The organism is Acidiferrimicrobium sp. IK (genome assembly GCF_025499425.1).
Taxonomy (GTDB): Bacteria; Actinomycetota; Acidimicrobiia; order Acidimicrobiales; family Palsa-688; genus Acidiferrimicrobium.
In genome coordinates, this window is the sequence record NZ_JAIMCB010000012.1 from 14,045 (window position 1) to 32,169 (window position 18,125).

Annotated in this window: 16 protein-coding genes and 1 riboswitch; of the genes, 13 read left to right on the forward strand and 3 right to left on the reverse strand. The window is 71.1% G+C overall.

The features are described from left to right. Positions 1-69: 69 nt before the first annotated feature. Positions 70-324 (forward strand): type II toxin-antitoxin system Phd/YefM family antitoxin, encoded by a 255-nt coding sequence (locus tag K6U06_RS18105; RefSeq protein WP_262323370.1) that lies wholly within the window; start codon positions 70-72, stop codon positions 322-324. Continuing rightward, positions 317-826: a type II toxin-antitoxin system VapC family toxin gene (locus tag K6U06_RS18110; protein WP_262323371.1), complete on the forward strand. Its 510-nt coding sequence runs from the start codon at positions 317-319 to the stop codon at positions 824-826. The genes K6U06_RS18105 and K6U06_RS18110 overlap by 8 nt, the downstream gene beginning before the upstream one ends. Before the next feature lie 105 nt (positions 827-931). On the opposite strand, the gene K6U06_RS24815 is transcribed toward K6U06_RS18110, so the two are convergent. Next, positions 932-1,261 carry a type II toxin-antitoxin system PemK/MazF family toxin gene (locus K6U06_RS24815; RefSeq protein WP_410051088.1) on the reverse strand — a complete coding sequence of 110 codons (330 nt, stop codon included), beginning with the start codon at positions 1,259-1,261 and terminating at the stop codon, positions 932-934. Then, positions 1,258-1,491: a hypothetical protein gene (locus K6U06_RS18115; RefSeq protein WP_262323372.1), complete on the reverse strand. Its 234-nt coding sequence runs from the start codon at positions 1,489-1,491 to the stop codon at positions 1,258-1,260. Before K6U06_RS18115 ends, K6U06_RS24815 begins: the two co-directional genes overlap by 4 nt. A gap of 154 nt (positions 1,492-1,645) precedes the next feature. On the opposite strand from K6U06_RS18115, the gene K6U06_RS18120 reads away from it, so the two are divergent. The 11 genes from K6U06_RS18120 (at position 1,646) to K6U06_RS18170 (ending at position 15,021) form a co-directional block, all read left to right on the forward strand. Beyond that, entirely contained in the window at positions 1,646-2,554 is a 909-nt protein-coding gene (locus K6U06_RS18120; RefSeq protein ID WP_262323373.1) for a hypothetical protein, read from the forward strand. An 82-nt stretch (positions 2,555-2,636) separates the two neighbouring features. Then, a riboswitch (TPP riboswitch) is annotated at positions 2,637-2,738 on the forward strand. Next, entirely contained in the window at positions 2,729-3,541 is an 813-nt protein-coding gene (thiM, locus tag K6U06_RS18125) for a hydroxyethylthiazole kinase (protein WP_262323374.1), read from the forward strand. (Overlaps the previous riboswitch by 10 nt.) Further along, positions 3,538-4,155 (forward strand): thiamine phosphate synthase, encoded by a 618-nt coding sequence (thiE, locus tag K6U06_RS18130; protein ID WP_262323375.1) that lies wholly within the window; start codon positions 3,538-3,540, stop codon positions 4,153-4,155. The genes thiM and thiE overlap by 4 nt, the downstream gene beginning before the upstream one ends. Beyond that, a complete protein-coding gene (gene thiD / locus K6U06_RS18135; RefSeq protein ID WP_262323376.1) occupies positions 4,152-4,997 on the forward strand; it encodes a bifunctional hydroxymethylpyrimidine kinase/phosphomethylpyrimidine kinase in 846 nt (281 codons plus the stop codon). Before thiE ends, thiD begins: the two co-directional genes overlap by 4 nt. A gap of 63 nt (positions 4,998-5,060) precedes the next feature. Beyond that, complete coding sequence (gene fdh, locus K6U06_RS18140; RefSeq protein WP_262323377.1) at positions 5,061-8,309, forward strand: formate dehydrogenase; 3,249 nt, start codon at positions 5,061-5,063, stop codon at positions 8,307-8,309. A 23-nt stretch (positions 8,310-8,332) separates the two neighbouring features. Next, positions 8,333-9,178 carry a 4Fe-4S dicluster domain-containing protein gene (locus K6U06_RS18145; RefSeq protein ID WP_410051092.1) on the forward strand — a complete coding sequence of 282 codons (846 nt, stop codon included), beginning with the start codon at positions 8,333-8,335 and terminating at the stop codon, positions 9,176-9,178. Next, positions 9,171-10,175 carry an NrfD/PsrC family molybdoenzyme membrane anchor subunit gene (nrfD, locus tag K6U06_RS18150; RefSeq protein WP_262323379.1) on the forward strand — a complete coding sequence of 335 codons (1,005 nt, stop codon included), beginning with the start codon at positions 9,171-9,173 and terminating at the stop codon, positions 10,173-10,175. Before K6U06_RS18145 ends, nrfD begins: the two co-directional genes overlap by 8 nt. 10 nt (positions 10,176-10,185) lie before the next feature. Further along, positions 10,186-10,926: a cytochrome c oxidase subunit II gene (locus K6U06_RS18155; protein WP_262323380.1), complete on the forward strand. Its 741-nt coding sequence runs from the start codon at positions 10,186-10,188 to the stop codon at positions 10,924-10,926. 65 nt (positions 10,927-10,991) lie between these two features. Then, positions 10,992-12,614, forward strand: a complete 1,623-nt coding sequence (gene ctaD / locus K6U06_RS18160) for a cytochrome c oxidase subunit I (protein ID WP_410051093.1) — start codon at positions 10,992-10,994, stop codon at positions 12,612-12,614. A 189-nt stretch (positions 12,615-12,803) separates the two neighbouring features. Continuing rightward, positions 12,804-13,289: a cytochrome c oxidase subunit 4 gene (locus K6U06_RS18165; protein ID WP_262323382.1), complete on the forward strand. Its 486-nt coding sequence runs from the start codon at positions 12,804-12,806 to the stop codon at positions 13,287-13,289. A gap of 247 nt (positions 13,290-13,536) precedes the next feature. Beyond that, positions 13,537-15,021, forward strand: coding sequence for an ABC1 kinase family protein (locus tag K6U06_RS18170; protein ID WP_262323383.1), 1,485 nt, complete (start codon positions 13,537-13,539; stop codon positions 15,019-15,021). 31 nt (positions 15,022-15,052) lie between these two features. On the opposite strand, the gene K6U06_RS18175 is transcribed toward K6U06_RS18170, so the two are convergent. Then, positions 15,053-17,923 (reverse strand): IPT/TIG domain-containing protein, encoded by a 2,871-nt coding sequence (locus K6U06_RS18175; protein WP_262323384.1) that lies wholly within the window; start codon positions 17,921-17,923, stop codon positions 15,053-15,055. Positions 17,924-18,125 lie beyond the last annotated feature (202 nt).

An 18,125-nucleotide genomic window follows, 5' to 3' on the forward strand; every position in this document is an offset into this window, starting at 1 on the left:
AGCCAAACCGGCCCCGATGGCAATCGGCCCCCTCCAGCCCGTGTAGCACGACATGCTACGGTCCCGGAGGTGGCCACCGAGATCAGCCAGCGGGAGCTGCGCAACCAAAGCGGCGACATCATGCGCCGCCTCGATGACGGGGAGAGCTTCATCGTCACCCGCAACGGGACGCCAGTCGGCGAGCTGGCCCCGATGCGCCGGCACCGGTTCGTGAGCGCGGACACCGCGCTCGCCGTGTTCCGCCACGCCCCCGGCGTCGACCACTCCGGGCTGCGTGGCGATCTCGACCGGCTCGGATCCCCGAACAGCGCGCCTCGTGGCTGAACCGGCGGCGCCAGGGCGCCCCGCAGCCCGACGGCCTCGGGCGGCCCGAGGGATCGTCGACACGTCGGTGGTCGTCGACCTCGACCGGTTGTCGGTCGGCGACCTGCCCGCCGAGCTGGCCGTCAGCGCGGTGACCATGGCCGAGCTCGCCGCCGGACCCCACGCCACCGGCGACGCGGCCGAGCGTGCCCGGCGCCAGGACCGCCTGCAGCGAGCCGAGGCGGCCTTCGACCCGCTGCCCTTCGACGGGGAAGCAGCCCGGGCCTACGGGCGGATCTACGCCGCCATCGACCGTCGCGGCACCGGCCCGCGCACCGACGACCTGCTCGTCGCTGCGACCGCCTGCGCGGCCGGCATCCCGCTCTACACCCGCAACCCGGCGGCGTTCCGCGGCCTCGAGCAGCTGGTGGAAGTCATCCCGGTTCAACTCGCCGACGAGTTGCCTGAGGCAGCAAGGAGCCCAGACGCTCCGCTGCGCCGGCGCAAGGCGAGATCCCCTTAGCCGGCGACGAGACCTCGGCGTCTAATGCGCAGCCGACCTCGACAAGCTGGGGCGCCTCCTCGAGGCCCTACACGCGGCCTGATTCGCGTCAGCGACGAACCGTGGTCAACACTGGATGGCAAAACGTGCCGCAGCGCACGCCCGCCTCATCTCCGGCGCGTCGAGGCGACCGACGTGCTGGATGAGCTTCTCTTTTGGCAGCGGCAGGATGTTGTCGAAATTCGCTACGCACCGCCGAGGGAGGCCATGGGCCGGCCCGAGTGGGACCTCGGTTGGGATCTCTCTCACTCGGGTGGTCACCGGGGCCACCAGGATCGTCGCTAGCCGAGGCAGGACCGAACTCCTGGTGAGCACCACCACGGGTCGGCGCTTGTCGCCGGGAACGTCGGCGAACCACACATCACCCCGTTCGGGGGTGGGCGCGGTCTGACTCACTCCTCATCCCAGGGCAGGTCGGCCCACACATCTGAGCTGACGGCGGTCACCGTCTCGTCGGCTTGAGGCTCCCGTGAGTAACCATCGGCGTGGATTCGTTCCAGCTCGTCCTCGATGAGGGCCGCGAGTCCCCGATCGAGCACCTCCGAGACGCTCCTAACGCCAGTCAGCTCCTTCGCCCGCTTGAGGCGCGCCGGGTCGACGGTGGCAGAGATCTTCACCTTGGGCATGAACAAACCTGTTATCCGACTTTCGGCTTGAATTAAATCCTACTTCAGCCCGAGTCCTCCTCGGTCGCATCGGACCTGCCTTCCCGCCTGGTTACCGGTGCAGTCGGCCGGGTACAGCCCGAATGCACTGTTCGCGGAAAGGCGGGGTAGCTCGATGGCATTGGTGACAGGCACGGAGTCCAGGCCGGGCAGGACAGCCGCTGCTGCTGTGGCGGCCGCGTCGCTGGTCGGCGTCCTGGCCGGTTGCGGCAGCTCGTCGTCAGGGGCGGCCCCCTCCCCGGCGAAGGCGGTGGAGACCGCGTACACCTCGACGCTGGCCGCCCGCACCGCCCATTTCCGCTTTTCCGAGTCGACGCAGATGCCCTCGTCGGCGGGAGCAGCGAGCCAGCAGGTCGTCAACGGGTCGGGGACGGTCAACTTCGCGTCGAAGGCCGTGACGATGTCGATGACCGGTCCGGCGGGAACGGCGGCGCAGCTGGTGCTGATCGGGCCGAACATGTTCTTGCAGGTGCCTGCCGCCGACCGGTCACAGATCCCTGGCGGCAAGCAGTGGGTGGAGATCAACTTGAGCCAGGTCGCGCAGGCGAAACTCGGCGCGTCGTACGCCCAGCTGGTGTCGGGCGGCTCCAACAACCCGGCGGCGTTGCTGGGACAGCTGCAGGCGGTGTCGGACCAGGTGGTCAAGGCGGGGACGACCACCGTCGCCGGGGTGGCAACCACCGAGTACGACGCGGCGCTGCAGTTCTCGAAGCTGGAGGCACAGGCCCAGGCCCGCGGCGGCGCGAAAGCTGCACAGGCCTTGGCGTCGGAGGCGGCCGCGCTGCACACGTCGACGTTGCCGGTGAAGGTGTGGTTGGACAGCGCCAACCGGGTCCGCCAGTACCAAACGACGCTCCCGTTGCCGGCATCCTCGCCGGGGGCCGGGCCCGCGTCGGCGACCATGACAATGACCTTCGACGCCTACGGGGTGGCAGTCAACGCGTCAGCGCCCCCGGCGTCGGAGGTCGCCGACGTCACCCAAAAAGTGATCGGTGGTGCCGGCACCAGCTCATCGGGGAGCTGAGCAGGCTCCTGTGGTACCCGGCCGGCCCGCTGCGGACGCCACCGGGAAGCAGACCCGATCCGGCTAGCGTCGGGAGGCAACCACTATCGACTCAGGGCGCACGGCGGGCATCCGCCGGGCTGAGAAGCACCTGTAATACCTGATCCGGTTCGTACCGGCGGAGGGAACGTCACGATGAGCACCAGCACCGGTCCGCAGACCCGCACCTGGGTGTGGCCCGACCCGGAGGTCACCGGCCCGGCCGCGGCGGTAGTCGAGGCCACTCCCCTGGTTCACTGCCTGACCAACATCGTCGTCGCCGGGTTCAGCGCCAACGTCCTCCTCGCCGCCGGCGCGTCCCCGGCGATGGTGGAGAATGCCTCGGAGGCCGGCCCGTTCGCCTCCGTCGCCGCCGCGGTGCTGATCAACATGGGGACCCTCACCCCCGAGATCGAGCGGGCCATGGTCGCCGCGGCCGCCGCCGCAGGCGACGCGGCGACGCCCTGGGTGCTCGACCCCGTCGCCGTCGGCGCCCTCCAGCACCGCAGCGCCTTGGCCGGCGAGCTGGCCGGAATGGGCCCGGCGGTCATCCGGGGCAACGCCTCGGAGATCCAGGCCTTAGCCGGCGCCGGCACCGGAGGCCGGGGCGTGGACTCGACGGCGGGCTCCCACGAGGCGCTCGACGCCGCGGTGGCCCTGGCCGGGAGGACCGGGTCGGTGGTGGCGGTCAGCGGCGCGGTCGACTTGGTCACCGACGGCTCGCAGGTCATCGAGGTGCCGGGCGGCGACGTGTTGATGACCAGGGTCACCGGCGTCGGCTGCGCCCTCGGGGCGCTGATGGCCGCCTTCGCCGGCGCCGGCACCCCTGCCCTGGAGGCCGCCGCGGCGGCCTCCGCCATGCTGGCGGCGGCCGGGAGCCGCGCCGCGAAAGGCGCGCCCGGTCCCGGGACGTTCGCGGTCCGGCTCCTCGACGAGATCGCCGCCCTCGCCGCGGCGGCGCGCCGGTGATCGACCTCCGCCTCTACCTGGTCACCGGCCCCTCCCCGGACCTGGCGGCCACCGAGGCGGTGGTCCGGGCCGCGGTGGCCGGCGGGGTCACCGCGCTGCAGCTGCGCGACCCGGGCGCGCCGACCCGCCGGCTGGTCGACGCGGCCCGCCGGCTGGCCGGCGCCGGCGTCCCGCTGGTCGTCAACGACCGCCTCGACGTGGCCATCGCCGCCGGCGCGGCGGGCGTCCACCTCGGCCAGTCGGACCTCCATCCCCTCGACGCCCGGGCGATCGCCGGCCCGGGGCTCACCATCGGCTGGTCGGTCACGACCCCCGAGCAGGTCGACGAGCTGGCCGGGTGGCCGGCGGGGACCGTGGACTACCTGGGGGTCGGGCCGATCCACCCGACCGGCAGCAAGGACGACGCGGCCCGGCCGATCGGTTACGCCGGCATCGAAGAGGTCCGCCGCCACACCCCGCTGCCGGTCGTCGCGATCGGCGGGATCGGCGCCGACCACGTCGGGTCGTGCCTGGCCGCTGGCGCCCAGGGGGTGGCGGTCATCTCCGCGATCTGGGCTGCGCCCGACCCGACGGCCGCCGCGGAGGCGCTGCGCCGGGCGCTGGACGCCCGATGATCCCCAACGTGGTGTCCATCGCCGGGTCCGACCCGAGCGGCGGCGCCGGCATCCAAGCCGACCTGAAGGCCTTCTCGGCTATGGGCGCGTACGGCATGACGGTGATCACCGCTTTGACCGCGCAGTCCACCACCGGAGTGCGCGGGGTCATGCCGGTCCCCGCCGATTGGGTCACCGCCCAGATCGACGCTCTCGCCGCGGACGTCCGGATCGACGCCGTGAAGATCGGGATGCTCGGCGACGCCGCGGTGATCGACGCGGTGGCCGACGCGCTGGAGCGCTACCGCTGGCCCTTCGTCGTCCTCGACACGGTCATGGTGGCCAAGAGCGGCCACCGCCTCCTCGACCCCGACGCGCTCGGCGCGCTGCGCCGGCGGCTCGTACCGATCGCCGATCTGATCACCCCCAACCTGCCGGAGGCCGCCGACCTCCTGGGAGAACCCGAGGCCCGCGACGAGGAGGAGATGGCCGCACAAGCCGGCCGCCTCATCGACCTCGGGGCCCGCCGGGTGCTGCTCAAAGGCGGCCATCTCACCGGCATCGAGGAGAGCACCGACCTGCTCGTCGAGGCCGGCGGGGCGGTCACCCGGCTGCATGCGCCGAGGGTGCACACCACCAACGACCACGGCACCGGCTGCACCCTCTCGTCCGCCATCGCCGCGCTGCGGCCCCGTCGGGCCGACTGGCCCGGCGCGGTGGCCGACGCCAAGGCGTACCTGAGCGGCGCCCTGGCCGACTCCGGGGCGCTCGACGTCGGGTCCGGTCACGGCCCGGTCCACCACTTCTGGCAGCTGTGGGACCAGACGCCGCCCGGAGACGTCAGCCGGAGCCCTAAGAGCTGAACGCCGGAGATTCTGGCGGAACGGTGAGACAACCGACACCGCGGTGGGTAGACCTCCGTGCAGATGAAAATGCGCAAGCTGATCGCGTCGTGGCCGGCCGTGCGCCAGGCCACCAACCTGGCGGACTGGCGAGGGATGGGCCGGACGGTCCAATCCGAGCGTTCGGCGAGCCTCGAGCCCCGCACCGACACCGCCGACTCGGTGGTCCGCTCGATCTGTCCTTACTGCGCGGTGGGCTGCGGGCAGAGGGTGTTCGTCAAGGGCGGCAAGGTCACCCAGATCGAGGGGGACCCGGCCAGCCCGATCAGCCGGGGTCGGCTGTGCCCGAAAGGCTCGGCCAGCAAGCAGCTGGTGACCCACGGCCGGCTGTCGAAGGTCCGTTACCGCCGGCCGCACGGCACCGAGTGGGAGGACCTGGACCTCGACACAGCGATGGACATGATCGCGGACCGGGTGATCAAGACCAGGGCGGAGACCTGGCAAGACGTAGACGAGAACGGCGATCGGCTTTCGCGCACCATGGGCATCGCCAGCCTCGGAGGAGCGACCCTCGACAACGAGGAGAACTACCTCATGAAGAAGCTGTACACCGCCCTCGGGGCCATACAGATCGAGAACCAGGCCCGGATATGACACTCCGCCAGCGTCCCCAGTTTGGGGGCATCGTTCGGTAGAGGCGCAGCCACCGGGTTCCAGCAGGACCTGGCCAACGCGGACTGCATCGTCATCGAGGGCTCCAACATGGCCGAGTGCCACCCGGTGGGGTTCCAGTGGGTCATGGAAGCCAAGGCCCGCGGCGCGACGGTCATCCACATCGATCCTCGCTTCACCCGGACCAGCGCGGTCGCCGACCAGCACGTCCCGATCCGCAGCGGCAGCGACATCGCCTTCCTCGGAGGGCTGATCAACTACGTCCTCCAGGGCGGCCACGACTTCCGTGAGTACGTCGTCGCCTACACCAACGCTTCGGTGCTGGTGAGCGACGACTTCCAAGACACCGAGGACCTCGACGGGCTGTTCTCCGGCTACGACCCCGACAAGCGCAGCTACGACACCAAGACCTGGCAGCTGGCCCACCGGCGCCCGCCTGCCGGGTCGCCGGCCGGCGCAGAGAAGGCGTCCGCCGGCTACCAGCACGGCTCGGGCGGCGCGTCGCCGGGCTTCGACGGCGACTACGAGATGGACCCGACGCTCGAAGACCCCCGCTGCGTCTACCAGGTCCTCAAGCGTCACTTCGCCCGCTACACCCCCGAGATGGTGGAGCGGACCTGCGGGATCCCCGAGGACCAGTTCCGGAAGGTCGCGGAGGCGCTGGTCGCCAACTCCGGCCCGGAGCGGACCTCCGCGTTCGTCTACAGCGTCGGGTGGACCCATCACACCGTCGGGGTGCAATACATCCGCACCGCGTCGATCCTCCAGCTGCTGCTCGGCAACATGGGCCGTCCCGGCGGCGGGATCATGGCCCTCCGCGGCCACGCCAGCATCCAGGGCTCGACGGACATCCCGACGCTGTACAACCTGCTGCCCGGCTACCTGACGATGCCCACCGCGGGACGGGACAACAACCTGCGGGCCTACATCGACGACCAGATCGGCCAGGCCGGGTTCTGGGGGCACCTCGACGCGTACATCGTCTCGTTGCTGAAGGCGTACTGGGGTGACGCGGCGACGCCGGAGAACGACTTCGGCTTCGACTGGCTGCCCGCGGTCAACGGCGACCACTCGACGTACCAGTCGGTGCTCGGGATGATCGACGGGACCGTCAAGGGGTACTTCATCGTCGGCGAGAACCCGGCGACGGGCACCGCCAACGGCAAGCTGCAGCGGATGGGCCTGGCCAACCTGGATTGGCTGGTCGTGCGGGACTTCAACGAGATCGAGTCCGCGGCGTTCTGGCACGACAGCCCCGAGATCGAGTCCGGGGAGCTGCGCACCGAGGACATCGGCACCGAGGTGTTTTTGATGCCGGCCGCCGCCCACACCGAGAAAGACGGCAGCTTCACCAACACCCAACGCCTCCTGCAGTGGCACAACAAGGCGGTCGAGCCCGAGGGCGACACCCGCTCGGACCTGTGGTTCTACTTCCATCTGGGGCGGATCATCCGCGACAAGCTGGCCGCCTCGACCGACCCGCGGGACATCCCGGTGCGCAACGTGACCTGGGACTACCCGACCGAGGGCCAGTGGGACGACCCTTCCGCGGAGGCCGTCTTGCGGGAGATCAACGGGTTCTCGCTGATCGACGACCCCGACAGCAGCCACGGCGGCGGGAAGGTGCCGGTGTCGTCCTACACCGAGCTCAAAGCCGACGGTTCGACGTCGTCGGGGTGCTGGATCTACGCCGGCGTGTACGCGGACGGCGTCAACCAGGCCAACCGCCGCAAGCCCGGCAGCGAGCAGTCGTGGGTCGCCCCCGAGTGGGGATGGGCGTGGCCGTCCAACCGGCGGATCCTCTACAACCGGGCTTCGGCCCGGCCCGACGGGACGCCTTGGTCGGAACGCAAGAAGTACGTGTGGTGGGACGAGGACGCCGGCAAGTGGACCGGCTTGGACGTCCCCGACTTCGTGGCGACGATGCGCCCGGACCATCCCGGCGACCCCGACGGGCCGCCCGAGCAGCGGCTGCCCGGCACCGCGCCGTTCATCATGCAACAAGACGGCCTGGGGTGGCTCTACGCGCCCAACGGGCTGACCGACGGGCCGCTGCCGACCCATTACGAGCCGCACGAGTCCCCCGTCGCCAACCCGCTCTACGGCGTGCAGTCCAGCCCGCTGCGGCAGGTCTTCGACCGGAAGTGGAACTGGTCCAACCCTCCGGTCAACGCCGGGTACCCGTACGTGTTTTGCACCTACCGGCTCACCGAGCACCACACCGCCGGCGGGATGAGCCGCGGGTTGCCCTACCTCTCGGAGCTCCAGCCGGAGTTCTTCTGCGAGGTCAGCCCGGAGCTGGCCGCGGAGCGCAACTTGGTCCACGGCGAGTACGCCACGATCATCACCGCCCGCTCCGCCATCGAGGCCCGGGTGATGGTCACCGACCGGGTGACGCCGCTGCGCCTCGGGGACCGTACCGTCCACCAGATCGGCCTGCCGTACCACTGGGGGTGGCGGGGGTTGGCCACCGGCGACGCCGCCAACGACCTGCTGCCCGGCGTGCTCGACTCCAACGTGCACATCCCGGAGCAGAAGGTGGCCAGCTGCGACATCATGCCCGGCCGCCGGCCGCGGGGACCGGCGCTGGTGAAGCTGGTCGAAGACCACTATTCGAAGGCGATGGACGGCCATCCGCCCGCCCACAGCACCGACTGGTAGAGGACGCGAGCGACGTGACCATCATTGACCGGGGCAGCGACGGGACCGACCTGACCCTGCAGGGAATCGGGACCCCCCGCTACGACCGCGAGCAGCGCGTCGGTTTTTTCACCGACACCTCGATCTGCATCGGCTGCAAAGCCTGCGAGGTGGCGTGCAAGGAGTGGAACGACGTCCCCGCCGACGGGCTCAACTTCCTGGCCCGCAGCTACGACAACACCGGCCACCTCTCCGCTGACACGTGGCGCCACGTGGCGTTCGTCGAGCAGCCCACCACCGACCCGGAGTCCGCCCGCAGCGGGGTGCGGTGGCTGATGAGCTCGGACGTGTGCAAGCACTGCACGTCGGCGGCCTGCTTGGAGGTGTGCCCGACCGGCGCCTTATTCCGCACCGAGTTCGAGACCGTCGTGGTCCAACAAGACATCTGCAACGGGTGCGGCTACTGCGTGTCGGCTTGCCCCTTCGGCGTGATCGACCAGCGCAAGGGCGACGGCCGGGTGTGGAAGTGCACCCTCTGCTACGACCGTCTCCGCGGCGGGCAGACCCCGGCGTGCGCCCAGGCGTGCCCGACGCAGTCCATCCAGTTCGGCCCCCTCGAGCAGCTCCGGGAGCGGGCCGCGGCGAGGATCGAAGCCCTCCACGACCAAGGCGTCGACGACGCCCAGCTCTACGGCGACGACCCCGGAGACGGCGTCGGAGGCTTCGGGGCGTTCTTCCTGCTCCTCGACAAGCCCGAGGTCTACGGGCTGCCGCCCGACCCGGTGTCGACCACCCGGGACCTGCGCACGATGTTCAACGCGGCGACCGCCGCCGCGTTCGGGCTCCTCGGGATCGCCGCCGCGACGCTCCTAGGTCAGCGCCGTGGCTAGAGAACGCCGGATGGTCCCCGACGCGACGCCGATGTCGTACTACGGCCAGCCGATCCTAAAGCCGCCGACGTGGAAGTGGCCGATCGCCGCGTACCTCTTCACCGGCGGGCTGGCCGCCGGCACCAGCCTGGTCGGCGCCGCGGCCCGCCTCCACGGCGACCGCCGCCTGGCCGGCGCGGCGTCGGCCGCGACGATGTCGGCGATCGGCGTGTCCGCCGGGTTCTTGATCGAGGACCTCGGGCGGCGGTCCCGGTTCCACCACATGCTGCGGGTGGTCAAGATCACCTCCCCGATGAGTGTCGGCACGTGGATCTTCTCGATCTTCTCCTCCCTCGCCGGCGCGTCGGCGGTCGCGGAGATCGGGGAAAAGGTCGGGGTGCCGGCCCGCGTGGCCCGGCCGGTGACCGCCGTCGGGCAGGTCGGCTCGGCCCTGGTCGGCCCGGCGCTGGCCACCTACACCGCCGTCTTGCTGGCCGACACCGCGGTCCCCGCCTGGCACGAGGCCCGCCGCGACCTGCCCTGGGTGTTCGCCGGTTCGGCGACCGCGTCGGGCGGGGCGATGGGGATCCTGCTCAGCACGCTCGCACCTTTGGACCCTTCTGATGGTTTCGCGTCGGGGCCGAGGCGCATGGCGGTGGTCGGCGCGGCGCTCGAGGTCGGCGCCGACGAGGCCATGCACCGCCGCTTGCGGGCCGTCGCCACCGGCGACACCGACAAGCCCGACATCGGCGCCGCGTACACCAGCGGCTCGCCTCGGGTGCTGGCCGGCGCGGCCCGGGCCGCCAGCGTGACCGGAGCCGCCACCGTCGCTCTCGCCGGGCGCCGGGACCGGCCCCGCACCCGGCTGCTCGCCGCCGCCGGGGCGCTGCTCGTGCTCGCCGGCGCGGCGCTCGAGCGCTTCGCGATCTTCCACGCCGGGAAGGCGTCCACCACCGATCCGGTGTACACCGTCGGCCCGCAGCGGCTCCGTTTGGTGCCGCCGGCCCGACGACCGTAATGTTGGGCCAGTGAGCAGCCTTTCCGGCCGTCTGCTGGCCACCGATTTCGGTTCCCCCCACGGCGTCACGGTCAACGACAAGTACGTCCGAAGCCTGTGGCACATCACCTACTACATCGGGGTGCCCCTGGCGGCCATCGTGGTGGGGCTGATCGTGTGGTGCCTGATCCGCTACCGGGTCAAGCCGGGCGACGAGCCTCGCCGAGCCGCCCAGTTCCAGTACCACATCCCCCTCGAGGCGTTCTACACCATCGTGCCGCTGATCCTCGTGGCGGTGGTCTTCGGTTTCCTCTACGGCGGCGAGGACAAGATCACCCACGTCTCCAGCAACCCCTACGTCAAGATCAAGGTCGAGGGGTTCCAGTGGGGTTGGCGGTTCACCTACCCCAACGGCCACCAGGAGCAGGGCTCCTACAACTCCGTGACCAGCATCAACGACGAGAAGGACCTGCCGGTGCTGTACATGCCGGCCAATGAGACCGTCCAGCTCCAGCTGCTCACCGACGACGTCGTCCACACCTTCTACGTGCCGGAGTTCCTGTTCCAGCGGGACATGATCGCCGGCGTCAACAACGTCGTCGACATCAACGTGACCAAGACCGGGACGTTCCTCGGCGAGTGCACCAACCTCTGCGGCACCTACCACGCGTTCATGCGCTTCAACGTCGACGTCATGCCTGTCAACGCCTTCAACGCCTGGATGAACAGCCAGGCGCCGGGCTCGATCCACACCGCCGGAGTGCATCAGTGACCATCATCCAGGACCGTCCCGGGCCCGAGCCCGCCGGCACCTCGCGCGGCCTCGTCGCGGAGCCGCTGACCGAGTTCGTGCCCGGGCCCCGCCCCCGGGGGTGGGTGAAGTTCATCACCAGCACCGATCACAAGCAGATCGGGCTCAACTACATGGTCACCGCGTTCATCGGGTTCATGACCGCCGGCTTGATGGCCGAGGGGATGCGGACCCAGCTGATCGCCCCCAACAACCACTTCGTTTCGCTGGACGTCTACAACCAGCTGCTCACCATGCACGGCACGATCATGCTTTTCGTGTTCCTCGGGCCGTTCGCGTTCGGGCTGGCCAACTACATCGTCCCGCTGCAGATCGGCGCGCCGGACATGGCGTTCCCCCGGTTCAACAACCTGTCCTACTGGCTGTATTTGGGCGGGTTCCTGGTGCTCACCGGCGGGTTCTTGACCAACAACGGGGCCGCCAACTTCGGCTGGTTCGGCTACTCGCCGCTCACCGACGCCGTGCACGCCCCGGGCCCCGGCGCCGACATGTGGATCGTCGGCATCGCCCTCACCGGCTTCTCCGGCATCTTCACCGCGGTCAACGTGATCACCACCATCTTCTGCCTGCGGGCGCCGGGCATGGTCATGTTCCGGATGCCGATCTTCTCCTGGAACCAGCTGGTGACCATGTTCCTGGTGCTCCTGGCGTTCCCGGTCCTGACCTCCGCCATGGCGCTGCTGTGGGCCGACCGGCACCTCAACACCCACTTCTACGACCCCTCCGGCGGCGGGCAGCCGATCTTGTGGCAACACCTGTTCTGGTTCTTCGGGCACCCGGAGGTGTACATCCTCGCCCTGCCGTACTTCGGTGTGGTCACCGAGGTCATCGCCACGATGTCGAAGAAGCCGGTGTTCGGCTACAAGGGCATGATCGGCGCCACCCTCTCCATCGGCGGCCTGTCGATGGGGGTGTGGGCCCACCACATGTACACCACCGGCGCGGTGCTGCTGCCGTTCTTCGCGGCGCTGTCGCTGCTCATCGCCGTGCCGACCGGCATCAAGTTCTTCAACTGGATCGGCACCATGTGGAAGGGGACGATCACCCTCAACTCGGCGATGCTGTTCACCGTCGGGTTCCTCGCCATGTTCCTCTTCGGCGGCCTGACCGGCGTGGTCCTGGCCCAACCACCGCTGGACTTCCAGCTGCACAACACCTACTTCGTGGTCGCCCACTTCCACTACGTGATGTTCGGCGGTTCGGTGTTCGCGGTGTTCGCCTCGATCTACTACTGGTTCCCGAAGTACACCGGCCGGATGCTCGACGAGCGCCTCGGCAAGCTGAGCTTCGTGCTGCTGTTCATCGGGTTCAACCTGACGTTCTTCCCTCAGCACGACCTGGGCCTGCGGGGCATGTCCCGCCGGATCGCGACCTACGACTCCAACCTGGGCTTCAACTTCCTCAACGCCTTGTCGACGACCGGCGCCTACATCACCGGCATCGGGGTCATCCCGACCCTGATCAACGTGTTCAAGTCGCTGCGCACCGGGGCCGTCGCCGGCGACAACCCGTGGGACGGCCAGACCCTCGAGTGGGCTACGTCGTCGCCGCCTCCGGACCACAACTTCGAGTCGCTGCCCCCGATCCGCTCCGAGCGGCCGCTGTGGGACGCCAACCACCCCGACGAGCTCACGAAGGTCGGTCACTGACATGAGCGCAACACCCGTCTCCTGCCTCCCCTGCGGAGCAGTGCTGCCTTCCATGACGAGCGCGACGCACCTTCGCCCCTGCGGAGCAGTGCTGCCTTCCATGACGAGCGCGAAGCACCTTCGCCCCTGCGGAGCAGTGCTGCCTTCCATGACGAGCGCTAAGCACCTTCGCCCCTGCGGAGCAGTGCTGTGAAGATCGAATGGCGGACCATCCTCGGCGCGTCGCTGTTCCTCGGGATCATCTGCGCCGTCTACTGGTTCTGGAGCACCGAGGACACCGGCACCGCGCTGCTGCTGTTCGGCTTCGCCGCCTACCTGATGCTCGGCGGCTTCCTGGTGCTGCAGTGGACCCGGCGCAAGGGCATCCCCCGGGCCGAGGACAAAGACGACGGCACCTACGAGGAGACCGCCGGGGAGCCTCTCGGCTTCTTCCCGGCCGCGTCGATCTGGCCCGCCGGTCTGGCGCTGGGCGCCATCTTCGCCGGGATCGCCCTGATCTGGGGCACCTGGTACTGGGTGATCTCCCTGCCGCTCATGCTCGGCGCGATCATCGGCTGGTCGGTGGAGTCCGAGGCGCCCGAGGACGTCCCCGACGACCTCGAGGCCGCCCACCGCAGTGACACCACCATCGGGCCGGAGGTCATCAAGGACACCGGCGCTGCGGCTCACCCGTAGTCAATCGGGGTCACCCCTGACCTCCCTGCCGCCGTCTCCCGCCGACCCCGGATCGTTCGATCCGGGGTCGGGCGCGCCACGACCGAGCGCCCGGGTCGCGGAGGCGGTCGCCGACGGGCTGGAAGGCCGCCTCGGCGTCCCGCTGTCCCGGCTGGGGCCCAGCCTGTCGCGCCTGGGGGTCCCCCTGTCGCGTCTCGGTCTGGCTTCCACCGAGACCCCGCCGAGACCCCCGAGGGACCGTCCCGGGTTGGGCAGCGAGGTCCCGGGCCGGGCGGTCACCCCGATCCGCCTCGACCGGGTCGGGGTCCGCGAAGCGACCCGGGCCCTGGTGATCGGCGTGGTCCTGTTTTTCGCGGTGGTCCGCCGCATGGCCCGCCCGTCGCGTCGGGCCCTGATCGGGTGGGCCGCGGCCCGCTGGCGGATCCGCAGGGCCGGGGAGGGGCCGCTGCTGCCGTCGGGGGCGCCGAGGACGGTGCCCGCCGCCCGGGAGGCCCTCGCCGCGGTCCCCGCCGCGGTGTGGGGTTCGACGTGGGCGGCCGAGGGCTGCGAGGGCCTGGTCGACGGGTTCATCAAGCTGGGCCCGACCTTCGTCAAGCTGGGCCAGCTGATCGCCTCCTCCCCCACCGTCTTCCCCGCCCCGCTGTCCGCGGCGTGCGAGCGGTGCTTGGACCAGGTGCCGCCGATCCCCGCCGAGGACGCCCGCCGGGTGGTGGAAGAAGACCTCGGCGCCACGATCAGCGCCCGGTTCCGTTCCTTCGACGACCGACCGCTGGCCGCCGCGTCGATCGCCCAGGTCCATGCGTGCGTGCTGAGCGACGGCCGCAAGGCGGTCCTCAAGATCCAGCGGCCCGACATCGCCCGGCGGATGCGGCGCGACCTTCGCATCATGTACGTCCTGGCCCGCCTAGCGGAGCGCAGCGCGCTGGGCCGCACCGCCAACGCCAAGGGCGCGGTGGAGGACCTGGCCCGGGTCACCGCCCGGGAGCTGGACTCGCGCCTGGAGGCCCGGGAGCAGGCCGCGTTCCGGGCCAACATCCACGCGTTCGGCGACAACTGGCACGTCACCGCCCCGGAGGTCTACGAGCAGTGGTGCGGACCTCGGGTGATCTGCATGGAGCGGATGTACGGCCAGCCCTTCGACCGGGTCGACCCCGAAGGCCCGGTCGACACCGAGCTGGTGATCCGCCGGGTGTGCAAGGTGTGGCTGGAGGCGTTGGCGGTGCACGGGCCGTTCCACGGCGACGTGCACGGCGGGAACGTGTGGCTGCTCGACGACGGCCGGGCGTCGTTCCTCGACTTCGGGATCGTCGGCGAGCTGTCGGAGCCGTGGCGGGAGCTGTTCCGCACCGTGTTTAGGACCTCGATGATCGACGCCGACTTCGTGGCGGTGGTCCGGGCGTTCAAGAAGGTCGGGGTGCTCCCGGTGGAGGCCGACGAGGCGCAGCTGGCCGTGGTGGTCCAGGCGATGTTCGCCCCGCTCCTCGACCGGGGCCTCTCCGACGTCGGCCTCGGCGAGGTCCTCCGGTCGCTGTTCACCGTGCTGCAGCAGTTCGGGATCGGCACCCCCCAGGAGATGCTGCTCGTCACCAAGCAGCTGGTCTACTTCGAGGGGTACTCCAAGGTGCTGGCCCCCTCCTACGTGCTGGCCCGGGACCTGTACCTGGTCCGCAACCTGTTCCCGGAGGAGACCCTGGCCCGAGCCGAGGAGCTCGGCGTCACCCTCCCGGACTGACCGGCTGCGGGCCGGCTGCGGGCGGGCCGGGTCAGGTGCTGGTGACCGCCACCGCGCTGCCGTTCAAGGCCGCGCCGCCGCCGGAGCCCTCGTAGGGCGCGTCCCCGAAGGAGAAGATCCCGCCGTCGGCGCCGACCAGCCAGTACCCGCCGCCGTCGCCGGCCGCGGCCATGGCCACGATCGGCTTGTTCAGCGTGACGTTGCCGAGCGACCCGTAGAACCGGGCCTCGCCGAAGTCGAAGATCCCGCCGTCGGACGCGACCAGCCAGTAGCCCGTCCCGTGTGAGGTCGGGGCCATCCCGACGATCGGCTTGTTGAGCGCCACGTTGCCGAGCGCGCCGTAGAACCCGGCGTCGCCGAACTGGAAGATCCCGCCGTCGGACGCGACCAGCCAGTACCCGCCGCCGTCCGGCGTCGAGGCCATGGCCACGATCGGCTTGTTCAACCTGATGTTGCCGAGCGACCCGAAGAACCGGGCGTCACCGAACTCGAAGATCCCGCCGTCGGACGCCGCCAGCCAGTACCCGCCGCCGTCCGGCGTCGAGGCCATGGCCACGATCGGCTTGTTCAACCTGATGTTGCCGAGCGATCCGAAGAACCGGCCGTCACCGAACTCGAAGATCCCGCCGTCGGACGCCGCCAGCCAGTACCCGCCGCCGTCCGGCGTGGAGGCCATCCCGACGACCGGCTTGTTGAGCCACCCGGTCGACCCGTACGCCCCGGCGCTGCCGTAGGAGAGCACCTCCCCGCCAGAGGTCGCCAGCCGGTACCCGCCCGGCGGTGACAGGTAGGTGTAGCGGTCCCCGCCGCTCCAGGCCGAGGTGCCCGCGGGGGTGGTCACGGTGACGTCCACCGCGCCCGCGGCGCCGGCGGGGGCGGTGGCGGTGATGGTCGTGTCGCTGACCACCGCGAACGAGGCCGGGGTGGAACCGAAGCTGACGGTGGTGGCGCCGCTCAGCCCGCTGCCGCTGACGGTGACCGTCGTGGCGCCGCTGGTCGGCCCCGACGGCGGCGTCACGCCCGACACCACCGGGACCGGGGTGGGGGCCGGCGACGGAGCGGGGGTCGGGGCGGGCGCCGGCGTCGGGGCCGGGGCCGGCGCCGGGGTGGGGGTGGGGGCCGGAGCGAGGGCCGGGGCCAGGTAGGTGAACACGTCGCTGCTGGTGGCGGCGGAGGTCGCGGCGCCGGCGGATACGGTCACGTCCACCGTCCCGGCGCTGCCTGCCGGCGCCACCGCGCTGAGCGACGTGGAGCTCGAAACGGTGAACGACGCGGCGCTGGCCGACCCGAAGCGGACCGCGGTGGCGGCGCTGAACCCGGTACCCGACACCGTGACCGTCGTCCCGCCGGCGGTCGGCCCCGACGACGGCGTCAGCGCGGTGACGGCGGGGGCGGTTGTCGTGGCGGCGGCGAACGCGCCCAGCCCGGCCGGGGTGCCGACGCCGCTGGCGCCGTCGTAGCCGGCTCTGGCGTCGCAGGCCGCGGTGTCGGCGGTTGCGGTGGCGGCCGAGCCCGTCGCTGGCCACCCGCAGTCGACGACGCCGTGCCCGGTGGTGTTGGGGTTGACGCCCGCCGAGCACGTCGAGGGCGACTCGCCGTCGCAGTAACCGTTGCCGCCGGTGACCACGTCGTAGAGACCCGACTGCCCGAGATGGGAGTAGAGGGTCCGGGCCGGGTCGGTGACGCCGCGGGCGCCCCCGGCGAGGGCCCACATCGCCGCGATCAGCGGCGACGACAGGGACGTGCCGCCGGTCGTCTGCCACCGGCAGAACTGCCCGCAGTCGGTGGTGCCGTAGGTGTCGAAGCCGGTGTTGGGGTCGGCCACCGCCGCGATGTCGGCGGGTAGACGCTCGGAGCCGCAGCCGGTGCTGGCCCAGTCCGGGACCGAGGTCTGCCACGCCGGCGCGGTGTACTCGGACTCGGCGATGGTGTCGCAGCCGCCGCCGCTGGCGCCGGCCTGGGCGTAGGAGCCCGGCCCGTTGCCGTTCCAGACCTTCTCCGCCTGCCTGGTCCCGTCGCTGTTGAGGGTCAAAGACGTCCCGCCGACCGCGACGACGGTGTTGAACGCGGCCGGCGCGTTGGCGGTGCCGGCGCTGGTGCCGGTGTCGTAGCTGTAGTAGCCGGAGTCGCCGGTCGACGCGGTGATCACCACCCCGGGATGGGAGTAGGCGGAGGCGTAGGGGTCGTTGGGGTACTCCGGGCCGCCGTAGGAGTTGGAGATCTCGGTGGCGCCGAGCGCCGCCGCCTCGTCGACGGCCGTTGCGAGGTCGGCGTCGCTCGGGGAGTCGGCCTCGACGAGGAGGACGTTGCAGGTCTGGCACACCGCGTGGACGGTCTCCACGTCGAGGGAGGTCTCGCTGGCCCAGCCGTTCTGGCTGGCTGCGGGCAGCGCGGTCTGGGAGCCGGTCTGGCCGACCACCTCGAGGCAGCCGTTGGCGATGGTGCACGCCGGCAGCCCGTAGTAGGAGTCGAACACGCCGAGGTCCGAGCCGATGGTCGGGTCGTCGTAGGCGTCGACGACGGCCACGGTCTGGCCGGGAGCCGGGGCGGTGGGGTCGAACCCGTAGGCCGACGCCAGGTCGGCGGGGGTGTACCCGCCGTGCGGGCCCTGGGTGAGCGCGTTGCGGGTGATGACGTAGGGGCGGGCGCCGGGGGTGGACGCGGAGGCCGGCACCCGGCGGGCCGCGAAGCAGGTGGCCTGCCCGGCGGCGGGCGTCGGCGCGCACACCGGCGCCTCGACGCCGTAGGCGACGGTGCTAGACCCGCCCGCCGCGGACGGGCCGGACCCGGCGGGCGCGGCGAGCGCCGCGGGCAGCCCCAGGAGCGACACCAGGACCGCTCCGGCCGCCGCCACGGCCGCCCGCCGGCGCGCCCGGTGAGATGCTCCGCCTGTTCGCTTCATCGCCGCCGCTCCTCACCGGTCGTAGGACCGGCCCGGGACGGCGCACAACTTCGTCGGCGCGTCTCCAGCCAGCCCAGATCTGACTGGACTGACGGAGTGTACGCAGACCCTCACGCTTTGTGGTGTGGAGGGGTCCGGAGATGCGCTGTTCGGCGCGGTGCGCCGGTTCGCGCCTTATGTCCCGTCCGAGGAGGGCGGCGGC